The organism is Gemmiger sp. An194 (genome assembly GCF_002160145.1).
Classification (GTDB): domain Bacteria; phylum Bacillota; class Clostridia; order Oscillospirales; family Ruminococcaceae; genus Allofournierella.
This window is the reverse complement of sequence record NZ_NFKA01000017.1, coordinates 20,329-33,821: the sequence shown is the minus strand read 5'-3', so window position 1 is coordinate 33,821 and position 13,493 is coordinate 20,329. Positions and strand designations below refer to the sequence as shown.

General features: G+C 60.3%; 11 protein-coding genes. All 11 read right to left on the bottom strand.

Features of this window, described 5'->3' with window-relative positions:
• Nucleotides 1-17: 17 nt before the first annotated feature.
• A complete protein-coding gene (locus B5F28_RS10925) occupies nt 18-1,631 on the bottom strand; it encodes a tetratricopeptide repeat protein (protein WP_087295925.1) in 1,614 nt (537 codons plus the stop codon).
• A 129-nt stretch (nt 1,632-1,760) separates the two neighbouring features.
• Complete coding sequence (locus B5F28_RS10920; RefSeq protein ID WP_087295924.1) at nt 1,761-2,549, bottom strand: sulfite exporter TauE/SafE family protein; 789 nt, start codon at nt 2,547-2,549, stop codon at nt 1,761-1,763.
• A gap of 89 nt (nt 2,550-2,638) precedes the next feature.
• Nucleotides 2,639-4,123, bottom strand: a complete 1,485-nt coding sequence (locus B5F28_RS10915; protein ID WP_087295923.1) for a lactate racemase domain-containing protein — start codon at nt 4,121-4,123, stop codon at nt 2,639-2,641.
• A gap of 21 nt (nt 4,124-4,144) precedes the next feature.
• The gene (locus tag B5F28_RS10910; RefSeq protein WP_087295922.1) at nt 4,145-4,981 is read right to left on the bottom strand and encodes a triose-phosphate isomerase family protein; all 837 of its coding nucleotides are present in this window, start codon (nt 4,979-4,981) and stop codon (nt 4,145-4,147) included.
• Between the two features lie 87 nt (nt 4,982-5,068).
• Nucleotides 5,069-6,223, bottom strand: a complete 1,155-nt coding sequence (locus B5F28_RS10905) for a class II fructose-bisphosphate aldolase (protein ID WP_414600600.1) — start codon at nt 6,221-6,223, stop codon at nt 5,069-5,071.
• A gap of 338 nt (nt 6,224-6,561) precedes the next feature.
• Nucleotides 6,562-7,824, bottom strand: a complete 1,263-nt coding sequence (locus B5F28_RS10900; RefSeq protein ID WP_087295920.1) for a glucose-6-phosphate isomerase — start codon at nt 7,822-7,824, stop codon at nt 6,562-6,564.
• A gap of 143 nt (nt 7,825-7,967) precedes the next feature.
• A complete protein-coding gene (nagA, locus tag B5F28_RS10895) occupies nt 7,968-9,122 on the bottom strand; it encodes an N-acetylglucosamine-6-phosphate deacetylase (protein WP_087295919.1) in 1,155 nt (384 codons plus the stop codon).
• Nucleotides 9,123-9,153: 31 nt separating this feature from the next.
• A complete protein-coding gene (locus B5F28_RS10890; protein ID WP_087295918.1) occupies nt 9,154-9,972 on the bottom strand; it encodes a sugar phosphate isomerase family in 819 nt (272 codons plus the stop codon).
• 23 nt (nt 9,973-9,995) lie between these two features.
• Nucleotides 9,996-10,670: a response regulator transcription factor gene (locus B5F28_RS10885; protein ID WP_087295917.1), complete on the bottom strand. Its 675-nt coding sequence runs from the start codon at nt 10,668-10,670 to the stop codon at nt 9,996-9,998.
• On the bottom strand, nt 10,667-12,244 hold the full coding sequence (locus B5F28_RS10880) for a sensor histidine kinase (RefSeq protein ID WP_087295916.1): 1,578 nt from the start codon (nt 12,242-12,244) through the stop codon (nt 10,667-10,669). The genes B5F28_RS10885 and B5F28_RS10880 overlap by 4 nt, the downstream gene beginning before the upstream one ends.
• Nucleotides 12,245-12,376: 132 nt before the next feature.
• Nucleotides 12,377-13,441 (bottom strand): ABC transporter substrate-binding protein, encoded by a 1,065-nt coding sequence (locus B5F28_RS10875; RefSeq protein ID WP_087295915.1) that lies wholly within the window; start codon nt 13,439-13,441, stop codon nt 12,377-12,379.
• Nucleotides 13,442-13,493: the final 52 nt, after the last annotated feature.

Sequence of the window (13,493 nt, the reverse complement as noted above, 5' to 3'; positions counted from 1 at the left end):
CCTTTTTTGGCAGGCGCTCAGTGCTGCGCGCCCTGCCGGTCCAAAAGGGCGGTGGCGTCCCGGATGACCTGCTCGTCACCTCCGGCCCGCTTCAGCGCCAGCCGGGCCAGCTCCACCGCCTTGTCCTCGTCTCGCTCCACGCCCTGACCGTTCTCATACAGCAGTGCCAGCGCCAGTGCGCAGTCGCCGCCCTCGGTGCAGGTCTCCACACCGGTTCGGTAAAATTCCGCAGCGGCCGCTGCATCCTTCTTTTCCTGATGGTACATCTCGCCCAGATTGAACCAGGCCATGTCGTTTCCGCTCTGGCCCGCCAGCCGGTACAGCTGTTCGGCGGTCTCCAGATCCTTTTCCACACCCCGGCCGTAGCGGTAGCATTCGCCCAGGTTGTTCACCCCGTTGCGCCAGCATTCCCGCTCGGGCAGCGCCTGCTTGAGCAGCGCCTCGTACCAGTGTACTGCCCGGGCATGGTCCGCCTCTCCGGCCAGGCCCTCGTCCAGAAACCAGGCCGCGTTGAACTGGGCCTCCGGGTTGCCGCCTGCCGCGCCCTTCTCAAACCATTCCAGCGCAGCCTGCAGATTCTGCTCCACGCCCTCGCCCCGCCAGCAGCATTCGCCCAGGCAGTTCATGGCCTTGGCCAGGCCCCGGTCCGCCGCCTTCCGGTAAAGCTCCAGCGCCTTGTCCAGGTCCTGGGGCACGCCCCAGCCCTCCTGGTAGCAGATGCCCAGATCGCACACCGAGCTCATATAACCCTGACTGGCCGCGCGGCGGAACAGCTCCACCGCCTTTTCCTTCCGGTCCGGCCCGTCCGCGCCGGGCTGGCCCATCCGGTAGCACCAGGCCAGATTGTGCATGGCCCGCAGATGGCCCTGATCCACTGCCTTCTGATACAGCTCCACCGCCCTGCGGGGGTCTTTCTCCACGCCGGTGCCGGTGTCGTAGCACCAGGCCAGGCTGCACTGGCCGTCGGAATCCCCGGCCTCGGCGGCCTGGGCATACAGCTGGGCGGCCTTCACCGGGTCCCGCTCGGTGCCGAGGCCCATCTCGTAAAAGTAGCCCGCGTTGTACACCGCGGCAATGTGGCCCTGAGCCGCCGCCAGCTGGTACTGGTGCAGGGCGGTCTCGAAGTTGCGCTCCACACCCCGGCCCCGTTCATAGCACACGCCCAGGCTGAACTGGGCGGCGGTGTAGCCCTGGAAGGACGCGTCGCCAAACAGGCGAGCGGCGCGCTTTTGGTCCTTTTCCACGCCCCGGCCATCCTGATACAGGGTGCCCAGCAGATACTGGGCCCGTGCAAAGCCCTGAGCCGCGGCCTTTTCCAGCCAGTAGGCCCCCTGGGCCGGGTCCGGCGCCATGCCCTTGCCGGTAATGTGCAGCACCGCCAGATTGCACTGAGCGGGCGGGTAGCCCTTGTCCGCCGCCTGGCGGTAGAGCCAGGCGGCCTGAGGCAGGTCCAGTTCGGTGCCCTTGCCGAATTCGCAGCACCAGCCCAGGGTGCACAGGCACCACACATCGCCCAGCGCCGCCGCCTGGCGCAGTGCAGGCACCGCCGCCTCATAGTCGGCGGGCTCAGCCAAAAACAGCTCCTGTGCCTGGTGGGCCAGCCGCTCCCGTTCGTTTGCATCCAAGATCATTTGGGTTCTCCTTATTGGTACGCGGGGTCTTGCCCCGCTATTTTATGCGATATGATTTTATTGTACACTGTTTGGCCGCAAAAGCAAAGCGGGCAGCCGCAAACCGGCCGCCCGCACTTTGGAAATCGCTCACACCGCAAAGGTGTACTGATATACATTATAAAGGCTGATGCCCATGATGATGACCATCAGGCCGATGAACAGCTTGTCCACCGCCTTGTTGTCCATCCGCTTGTTGAAGGCACGGCCGATCATGCCGCCGCCGATGCCGCCGGCGACCATCAGCACCAGGCTGAGCCAGCCGAAGGGCGGCACACTGCCGGTGACCAGCGTGGCCAGCAGGCTGGTGATCTGGCTGACCAGAATCACATACAGGCTGTTCTGAGCCGCGGTCTTGGTGTCCATGGAGAAGAAGAAATAGAACACCACCAGGTTGATGGGGCCGCCGCCGATGCCCAGGAAGCTGGACATGATGCCCAGCAACAGGCCGATGATCAGACAGACCACCGCGCTGTCGATCTGCTTGGTGCGGATGCGCGCCTTGCACAGGGTGTACACCATGGTACCCAGGGTGATCAGAAACAGGCAGGCGGCCTGCACCGCACCCGCGGTCTCCTGGAACTGGGCGCTGATCACACTGAACATCTGCTTGCCCGCCACGCCGCCGATGGCCGCGCCGATGGCCAGCGGGGTACCGATCTTCAAATCCACCTTGCTGTCGCCCGCGCGCATGGCCTTGGTCACGGAATAGCAGCTCATGGCCAGCACGGTGCAGCCGGACAGAAAGCTTACGGTGGCCACGCTGTCCAGATGGAACAGGTCCAGGGTGGGCTTGATGATGACTCCGCCGCCGATGCCGCAGATGGCTCCGGCGATGCTGGCCAGCAAACTGATGATAAGATATGCAAAAACCTGCATTGGTTTCCTTCCTCTCTTGAAAAGCGCAAGGCCGGGCCCCCTCATTCCGGGGGCCCGGCATGGTTTATTTTAAAATGGGTATACCGCTCTTAGCCGCAGCAGGGATGATGGCCGTACTCGTCCATGCAGTCCTGGCTGGGGTCCTTCATGCACAGGTGCACAGCGGCAACCTTGAAGGTCTGGGGCAGCGCCAGAATGTTGGGGTTCTCGCCCACGAACTTCTTCTTGGCATCGGCCAGCGCCTCCTCAAAGGTGGCGCGGGTCTTCAGGCCCATGCTGCGGGCGATGCCCGGCTCCTCTGCGCCCACGATGTAGATGGCGCTGGTGTTCATCTCGGCGATGTGACCGCAGCTCATCATGGAGAAGCCGTGGAAGGGATGGAAGGCGTTGGTGAAGCGGTACTTGCGGATGTATTCCTCGTTGGTGGCGTAGTATTCGCCCAGACGGTTCATATCCGGCAGAATATTCATGTGGTCATGCTGGAAGGCCTCCCACTCCTCGCGCAGGTAGGGCCACAGCTCGTCGTGGAAATAGCCGTTGCAGATGGAGGAGCAGATGATCACGCAGTGGTCGCTCATCACGCGCTTGAAGCGCAGCACCTGGGCGCTCAGCGCCTGCATCATCATGATGGGGTTGGTGCCCATGCCGTCGCCGTAGTGGAACTTCTGGGGCATACCGAAGACCAGCACGTCGTATTTCTTTTCGGCCCAGTGCACGTAGGTGCGCTTGTCGGCCAGCTTCCAGCTCTCGGGCATCATCTCCTTGGCGTAGCCGGAGTAGATGGCGATCTGGCGGCTCTTGGTATCCAGCACAGCGTCGCAGCAGAAGAAGGGATGGCCCATCTTCTCCTCCATGTGCATACCGATCTCGTTGAACTTGTGGCGCATCAGGCTGCCGCCGTTCACGGGGGTGAAGTCGTCCCGGTGCATGACCTCAGGCACATGATGGCTGGCGATGCTGCGCCAGTTGGTAATGCCGGTGGCGCAGTGCTTGTACCCGCCGGAGTAACCGCCGTAGGGGTTGCCCTGCACGTGGCCGATCAGAATGGGAATATCGCACTCGAACACGGTCTTGTTCATGCACACCGGGTCGCCCCGCTTGGTGGTGCCCAGGTCGACCATGTTGTCCGGGTCCTCGGAGTCGTGGCTGGTCATCTGGTGGGTGTACCAGAACTCATTGAACAGCTCCTCACCGAAGATGGCCTTGTAATCCTCGGGCTTAGCGCGGGGATGCAGGCCGTTGGAGATGATGAACTGGATGTCCTCCTTCTTCACGCCGGCCGCATACAGCTCTTTCAAAATCAGCTTGATGCTGACCTTGCGGTGGCTGGTGGGCTGCTCGCCGCCCTTGACCCGGTCGGGCACGATGAAGACCACCTTTGCGCCGGGGAAGGCCAGCTCGCTCAGGGGCTTCATGCCGATGGGATTGCGCAGGCTCTCCAGATAGGCGTCCTCCAGCTTATCCTCGGGGATGTAGTCCGGGTCGGGCACGGTGGTGCCGGGAATGAACACATCGGTGTTGTCGGGCAGCTCGGCGCTCATCAGGCCGTGGCCGTATTCAAAATCCAGTTTCATGGAAACATTCCTCCTCTTTTGTTACTCGCCCAGGTAGGTGCGGATGATCTCGAGATACTCGTCCGGGTAGAAGCCGATCTCCCCGGAGAAGCGGGTCAGAGCAATCAGGCCGCCGTCGATCTCCTCGATGCTGGCCAGCATCTCGGCGTTGTCTTTCTTCAGGCCGCCGCCGTATACCACGGGGATGCCGCCGGTGCGTTCCTTCACGAAGCGGGCGATCTTTTCGATGTAGGGCTTGTCCGCCGGGGTCTTGCCGGGGCCGATGGACCAGATGGGCTCGTAGGCAATGACCACCTGGCTCTTGTCCACACCGTCCAGGCCGATGTCCAGCTGCTCACCCAGGACCTCCTGCCAGCGGTCCTGCTCCTCGCTCTTTTCGCCGATGCAGTACAGCACCTTCATTCCCCGGGCAATGGCCGCCTTGATCTCCTTGTTCAAAAGGCGGTTGGTGGCGGCGGTGTCGGTCACGCCGGCCTCGGCCAGAACGCCGTTTTTATCGTTGCGCTCCTCACAGTGGCCGATGATCACTCCGCCGCAGCCCATGGCCCTGGCAATGGAGGCGGGCCGGTTGGTGGTAAAGGCGCCGAAGTTGCCGCCCACGGCGGTATCGTCCCGATAGATGCTCTGGCAGCCGATCTTCACCGGGCTGTTCTCACAGCGGGCCGCCGCCGCGCCCAGGATGTGGGCCTCGGGGAAGTACTGCACAAACTCCACCTTCTCCGGGTCATACTTTTTCAGCTGCTCCTGGGTGTTCTCCACAATATAGCGGCCCCAGTCTCCCACCGGCGCGATGCGGTTCACGCCGCCGAACTCGGTGGGCACATCGAAGCGTTTCAGATTCAAAAAGATGTATTTCATGAGCACTTCTCCTTTTAGTCTGGTTTGATAAACCGGCCAGCGCCGGCTGCCCCCAAGGGAGCGGCCGGCGGCCGGAAACGAATTGGATCAGATGCCTTCCTTGCGGTAGCGCTCGGCCATCTCGTCCAGGGTCACCCGCTCCACGGCGGGCGCCTTGCCCACACTGCCGAACTCCACGATCAGGGTGCCGACCACTTCCTTCACGCCCCGCTCAACGCAGTCCACAATGGCGGCCACATCCTCGTCGGGTACATCGCCGTACATCACGGTATTCATGATGGGCGGCAGGAAGACACGGGGATCGAAGGCGGTCTTTTTCTCCTCCAGCAGGCGGTAGATGGCGCCGATGCTGGCGCTGCTTTGCAGCTCGGGGCGGTAGTGGAACAGCTCCTTCATGTTGCGGGTCACCGCCAGACGGATATCCGTATCCACATTGATCTTTGCGATACCGCAGCGGGCAGCCTCCTTCAGCTGAGCCAGCTCAATACCGTAGGCGTTCTGGAGGTCACCGCCCAAGGCGTTGATCTCCTTTACGATGTACTGGGGCACGGTGGAGGAACCGTGGCTCACCAGCGCACAGAAGATACCCTCATGCATCAGGCATTCCTTGGTGGCGATGGCGATCTCCTTGCGCAGCTTTGCGCCCTTGCCCTTGTTGGCGCCGTGCATGGTGCCGTAGCTGATGGCCAGCGCATCCACCTTGGTCTTTTTGATGAATTCCACCGCGTCCAGAGGATTGGTGTAGGTGGAGCCGGCACTGAACACATGGTCCTCCACACCGGCCAGCACACCCAGCTCAGCCTCCACCGAAACGCCACGCTCGTGGGCGTATTTTACCACCTCACGGGTGAGCTCGATGTTTTCCTCAAAGGGCAGGGACGAGCCGTCGATCATCACGCTGGTGTAGCCGCCGGCAATGGCCGCCTTGCAGGAGTCGAAATCCCGACCGTGGTCCAGATGCAGCGCAATGGGAATGGGGCTGTCCTCACCGTATTTCTTCACCGCATTGCCGATGTTCTGCGCGCCCACCTTTTTGTCCTCCAGGGTGGCGTTCATAAAATCGGTGCATCCGCCCATAAAACCGTTGGCCAGGTCCGCCCCCTGCAGGATGGCGGGGCTGCGGAACATCTCGTGTACCTGGATGGCTGCCTTGGCCTGGGCCACAGCGTTCACGTTGAACGCGCCCTGGGCATAGTGTTCTTTTTCAGTGGCTTCCAAAATCGCACGCAGAGGTACTAACATAATGATACTCCTTTTCGTATGGGTCGGCCGCCGGCGGCGGCAGGATTAACTACGGCGTTTGCTTTTGCTACAGGTCCAATCATAAAACAAATCCGCAGGGGTTACAAGGGATTTACGCAAAATATTTACACGTGTGTATATTTTCGGCTAGTTGCAGTAGACCGAGGCTGTTTTTCTGTGAAAATAGCCCATTAAACCGTATTTTCGGCTGGTTTTCCGCTTGGCGGAACACATTTCAGCACCACCGCCGCATCGCTCTGTGCGGAATCAAGTATCGGACCCGGTTGGGCAGCAGCCGAACCGGTCAATTTGCAAATGCATCCACCCGATTACTTCCTTCAAGCTTTTCCCAGTGCACGGAACATGCTGCGCTTGTACTCCTCCACACCGTTCTGATCAAAGGGGTCCACGCCCAGCAGCTTGCCGGAGATAGCGCAGGCGATCATAAAGAAATAATACATCCGGCCGTAGGTTTCCTCGTTCAGGCGGGGTAGCCGCAGCTGGATGCAGGGCACGCCCCCGGCATCGTGGGCCTGGATGGTGGCCTTTTCTGCTGCCCGGTTGATGTTGGCAAAATCCATGCCGTCCAGATAATCGAACCGGTCGCCGAAGGCCTTGTCCGACTGCACGCGCAGCTCAGCGCCCGGGTCATCCACCATCAGGAAGGTCTCGATCAGAATGCGTCTGCCCTCCTGCATGTACTGGCCCATGCTGTGCAGGTCCTCGGAATTGGTCATGGTGGCCGGGAACAGGCCTTTGTGGTCCTTACCCTCGCTCTCGCCAAACAGCTGCTTCCACCAGCTCTGGGCCCAGAACAGCCGGGGCTCAAAGGCGGCCAGCATCTCGATGGCGTAGCCCTTTTGGCCCAGCGCGCTGCGCAGTGCGGCATATTCCGCAGCGATGCCTCCCTGCTCTGCGGTCAGCTCCGCCTCCATGGCCGAGCCGCCCGCCACAAATGCCTCCACGTCCAGCCCGGCCACCGCCAGCGCCAGCAGCGCCACCGGGCTGAAGGCAGAATAGCGCCCGCCGATGCGCTCGGGGAAACTGAGGAACAGATAGCCGTTCTCCTTTGCGATCTCCTCCAGGCGGCTGCCGTACGTACCGGTAAGCACCACCCGCCGGGCCATCTCGTCGGGAGTATAGCGCTCGCTCATCCAGCGGCGCAGCACCCGGAAGTGGCTGCCCGGCTCCAGGGTCTCAAAGTTTTTGGCGATCACGTTGATGTAAACACTCTTGCCCTCCAGCTTCTGCAGGGTGCGAACCAGTTCCCAGGCCGAGAGAGTGTTGCCCGCATAGAGGATCTGGGGGCCGGTGGTATCCAACGCCTCGATCATGGCCCGGGCTGCCTGGTTGGAGCCTCCCACGCCCACCAGCACGAATGCATCGGCGTTCTGGCGAATCTCCTTTGCCTTTTCCGCGATCTGTGCCCGCTGCATGGCCGCCTCTTCACAGTGCAGCCAGCCGGTCACGCCCCAGTCCGGGCTTGCCTCACCGGCAGTCATCAGCTCCCGGTAAATATCCTTTGCCCGCAGGCGCTCCTGCTCCAGCAGCCCTGCGTCGGCATAGCGCCGGGCAAGATCGGTGTTCAGATAAAGCTTCATAACCACTCACTTCTCCTTATATTTCATTATAGGCCGCCGGTTTTCGACGGGCCAGTATGAAAATCCCTCATACCTTTCGCCGGCTGCTTCATGAAAAATCCCCCGAAGCAGCTGCTTCGGGGGATTCTCGCGAAAAAATATATTCAGACCTTTTCAAAAACGGTGCGGCCGCCCACCAGGGTGCGGACTACATTGAGGTCCTCGTCCAGCACCACCAGGTCGGCATCCCAGCCGGGACGGATGCGCCCCTTTTGGGTACCCATCTTCAACAGGTCCGCCGGGTTCTCAGTGAGCAGAGGCAGGACCTCTTCCACCGGGCGTCCAGTGAACTTGACCAGATTCTTCAGTGCCTGGCCGGTGGTCAGCGTGCTGCCGGCGCGTGTGCCGTTGCTGGCCAGCTTGGCATCGCCATCCTCCACCACCACGTCGTTCACGCCCAGCTTGTAGTTGCCGTCCGGCAGGCCGGCAGCCATGATGCTGTCGGTGATGGCCACCACCCGGTCCAGGCCCTTGCACTTGATCAGAAAGCGCACGGTGCCCGGGTGCAGATGCCGCCCGTCGCAGATGGCCTCGCAGTATACATCGGTTTCCAGCACCGCGCCCATGATGGCGGGGAAATGCTGGTGCAGCAGCTTCATGGCGTTGAAGGTGTGGGTGGCGGAGGCCGCGCCCGCGTCGATGCATTCCATGGCGGTGTCATAGTCCGCACCGGAGTGGCCGATGGCCACCACCACCTCACCGGCGATCTGACGGATCATCTCCGGTACGCCCTCCACTTCAGGGCTTACGGTCATGTATTTGATGCTGCCCTCGGCTGCTTTTGCGTAACGGCGGAACAGCTCGGCGTTGCCCTTCTGCAGCAGATGCTCCGGCATGGCGCCCTTGTACTCGCTGGCCAGGAAGGGTCCCTCCAGATGCACGCCCAGCAGCTGGGCATGGTCGCCGGTCTGGGCCTTGGCCTGCTTGATCTGCTCGATGCACCACAGAGTCTGCTCCGGCGTGTCGGTAAGCACGCTGGCCAGCCAGCCGGTGGTGCCCTGGCTGGCGAAGAATCGGCCGATGGTGTTGTTCAGCTGGTCGGCGGTGGCCGCATTCACATCCACCCCGGCGCTGCCGTGGGTGTGTACGTCAATGAAGCCGGGCACCAGACGCTTGCCGCCCAGATCCAGCACCGGGCAGCCCGCCGGGGTGTCCACCCGAGGCGCCACCTGGGTGATGGTTCCATTCTGAATCAGGACCTCCCGCTGTTCAAAGCGATGATTGTGGTAGACCCGTGCGTTTTTAATCACAAGTTCCATGGCTGGTTTCCTTTCCGCGTTTGCGCGCTGTTCAGAAGGGCTGCTTGGCCGCGTTGGCATTGGCAATGATCATGGCGTCCGGATGATTCTGAATCAGGGTTGCCGGGAAGTGGGCGCTCACCTCGCCATAGGTAGTCTGGCGCACCACACTGCGGTGCCAGTCACGGAAAACGCCCAGCCGAATCTTGCGGGCGCCCAGGATCTGGGCCATGCCGATGGTGATGCACTGCTTGGGCATGGCATCGATGGCACCGTTCAGATCGCCGATGGCGTTGGTGGTCCGGGTCTCCCGGCTGATGGTCAACACTCGAGTGTTCAAGGCAGCAAACTCCTCGGGGGTCAACTCATCCTGAGGCTCGTTGAAGGCCAGATGGCCGTTGATGCCAATGCCGCCGAAGGCGATATCCACTCCGCCCAGCTGCTCGATAACCCGCTGCACCTTCTCGGTGTCGTGAGGGTCCGGGAAGACCCGCTGCTCCTCAGGCATCAGCAGCTCCGGGTCCACCTTGCTGTAAACAGTGCGCTCCATGAAGCCCCGGAAGCTCAGGGGATTCTCCTTGTCGATCCATTCACCCTCGTCGGTGAGGTATTCGTCCATATTGATGAACCAGCAGTTTTTCAGGCTCACCCGATCCCGATTGACCAGACGCACAAAGATGGGATACTGCCCCACCGGGCCCACCGGGCAGATGAACACGGTCTTCTCGCCTTTTGCATTGTGCTCCTTGATGGTGTTCACCATCTCCAGCGCCAGCTCATAGAACACCTCGCCGGAATCCCCCAGCTTGAGCACAGGCACCTTGGCATCCTTGCCCAGGTCCTGGGCGCTGATCTGATAGTATTCGTACATGACTATTGACCCCTTTCTGAGAATTACTCATTCAAAAACAGATGCGATATATTCAGCTCCCGGATCATCTGAACGATCTCCTTGGTCCGGGAACATCCGAACTTATGTAAAAGGCCCTTGATCTGGGTCTTCACGGTCACCACCTCCACACAGCGGATGGCGGCAATCTCCTTGACTTTTTTGTCCTGCAAAAGCAGCTTGACCAGCTGCCGCTCGGCGGCAGTGAGCTGGGACACATTGTTGATAAAAAACAGCAGGCTTTTTTCCGAACGGCGCAGCCGGTTATATTCCTCCAGAACCACCTCCTGGATACGGGAATCCATCATGGGATGCCCTGCATACACGCTGCGGATATGCTCCAGCAGCTCCTCGTCCGGGCAGCCCTTCACGATGTAATCCGCTGCGCCGGTGGCCATGGCGGTGAGAATGGTCTTTTCGGTCTCGTGAGCAGTCAGGTAGACCACATGGGTGTCAATCTCTTCATCCCGAATTGCCTCCGCCGCCATGATTCCAGCGGAGAGACTCTCCATTTCGATGTCCATGAGTACCACATCACTCTTCACGCTTTTGGCCAGTTCCAGGATTTTTGCTCCGGTGGACGCTGTGCCCACCACCTGCATATCCGGCTGAGCGTTCAGCAGTTCAACCATATCCTCTCGCAGAAGATCCAGATCCTCCGCAATCAAGATCGAGATCATTTTCTCCCTCCTTCCCGGTTCAGCACCACTTCCTCGTGTTCACAGCTTTCCAGCAGTACATCCGGCCCAGCGGGCCGGGCGGCATAGCGGGGCAGAAGGATCAGAAAGCGAGTCCCCTGTCCCCTTTTGCTCTCCACCCGCAGGTGGCCCAGATGGCTCTTTACGATCTGCCGCACATAGTAAAGCCCCATGCCCCAATTCTGATTTGAATTTTTGCTGGAGTAAAAGGGTTCAAAGATGCGTTTCTGCTCCTCCGGAGTGATGCCAGGCCCCTGGTCTGCCACCTCAATTACCGTGTACAGCCGCTCGTTGTAGATGCGCAGCCGCACCGCCTGTTCCGGCCCGGCACAGCCCGCCATCACCATAGCCTCCCAGCCGTTGGTAAGCAGGTTATACAGCGCTTCCGCCAGGTGTACGGTATCCGCCAGGATCTTCAGTTCTTCCGGCACCTTCACCTGCACACTGCCCTCCGGATACTTGTGTTGGAACCGCTCAACAGCTTTTTCGGCCACCTGGGCGGCGGACACCACGCTCAGATAAAGGCTTTTGGCCTTTACGCTTTGATACAGCTCTTCCATCCGCTGCAAAAGCGCCTCGTTTGTCTCGTCCAGCATTGAACTGTACTGGCGCAGCTTTTCCAGGTCCGGCTCAGACTCAGCCAGGGCTGCCTTGATACGCTTGTGCAGCACTCGGTTGGCCAGCAGCTGGTTTTTCATGCTATGCACGAACACGCTCACACCCATATTGGCCGCGTCAAACTTGCGCTGCAGCACCAGTTCTCGCTGATTTTCTGAAATATAGGTATGGGTGTTACGCAGAAGGGTGTAAAAGCACATAACCCCTGCCACGGCAGTAATAGCGATCACCGCGATATAACGGCTGGGTGAGAGAATCGGGTTCAGATACCAGATCCCCAACAGCCACATATAATCGCTGCTGTAAAACAGATAGATCTGCGCCGGGTCCTGCGGGCAATACATAGCAAACAGCAGCCCCATGCTCAGCGGCAGCAATGCTTTTGCCAAGTAACGCTTTTTCAAAAACGAAATGCAAACGCTGAAATACTCATAAACCAATAGCGCCGCCGCCAGCAGCAGATAGGCCCAGATCCAGGCAAGACTCGCCTCCACCAGAAACTTCTGCAGCTCCAGCCGGTTATGGGTCAACTGCTTGAACACCGGCGGCAGATATACGAACAATGTAAGCGCCGGAAGGAGAAAAAACGCCCAGCCCTTTTTGCGCAGCGGCCGCAGCCAGGGACTCAGGCTGTACTGCAAAGCCAGAGCCACCAACAGCGGCGGAAAGGTATAACGTCCCACCGCCACGAAGAAACCCAGCTGCCCCAGCGTCATCACCCGGTACTGAAAAAAACGGCGCACATCACTGGTCAGATAAAACAGCGTCTCAATCTGGTCGCCGATGCCGCCCTTTTTTGCAATGTAGGTAAGGATGCCCAGCAAAAACACGTCCAGCGAGATCACCAGCCCCAGCACCAGCCAGCTTTCCTTGGAGCGGCGCACTGCCAACAGCACCCCGCTGCCCGCCAGAAGCAGGACCATCAGGATCAGGACCATCTGCCGCTCTCTCCTTTCGTTGTGTCCGAACGTGTTTTCGGCAATCACGCCAAAAAGCGCCCGGGTCCCGTGAAGGAATCCGGGCGCTTTTCCTATTTCAGTGTAAAGCGCGCAGAGCGTTTTGTAAAGACCTTATTCGGCAGCGGCCAGCATGTTGTCGAACATAACATAGTCGGATACCGGTACCTCCGCCTCGATCTGGCCATTCTTCAGGAAGTCATCCTGCTGAACCTTATACATCTTCTCCATGCTGCCGTCGTTGATGGACTCAATCAGCTCGGCGCTGGTCTGCCACTCGGCGTCGCCGCGCTGCTGGTAGCAGGTCTCGTAATCGGTCTTGGTCTGGTCGGCCACCCACTGAGCGATCTGTTCGTAGTTGGCTTCGTCGGCGCGGAAGTCTTTCGCCTTCATCAAAGCCTTGGTGAAGGCCAGGATGGTGTCGGCGTTCTCCTCAGCATACTTGGGAGTCACGATCCAGCTGGAAACCGCGGCGGACTGGTCAGAGAACATCATGTTGTCAGCCAGGACCTTGTAATTGTCGCCCAGCTGTTCCTGAATGGTAAAGGTCATGGGGCTCCAGGCGGCGCAGGCATCCAGGCTGCCGCTCAGCATGGCGGTCACCAGCGCGGAGGCGTCCATCTCCTGAGCTTTGATGTCGTCCATGGTCATGCCGTGGGCTTCCAGAGCGTACTTCAGGATCTGCTCGCTGGAGGTACCGGAGGAGTAACCAACGGTCTTGCCCTTCAGGTCCTCAATGGTCTCGATGCCCTTGGAGGCGTCGGTGACCACTGCGTCAGCGTTGCCCACATGGGCCATGCAGAAGATCTTGGCCTGACCCTGGATGGCCAGCTTATGAGCGCCGGAACCGATGTAGCCCACCTGAACGCTGCCGGATTCCATGGCGGCGATGATGGTGGGGCCGTCGGCAAACTCCATCAGCTCCACTTCCAGGCCCTGCTCCTCAAAGTAACCGTTGTTCTGAGCGGAGACCACCTCAGCCAGGCTGCCGTAGTTGGGCATGTAACCCACAACGACCTTGGTCTTTTCACCGGTGGAGGCCTCGGAAGCGGTGGAAGCGGGAGCGCTGCCGGAAGAAGCGCCGCCGGTGCTGGTGGCGGTGGATGCGCCGGAGCCGCCGCAGGCGGCCATGCTCAGGGCCATGCAGCCCGCGATGAGCAGGGATAACGCTTTTTTCATGATTGTTTCCTCCTGTTGTGATTGCGGCGGCCCTGAGGGCTCGCCGGAATAT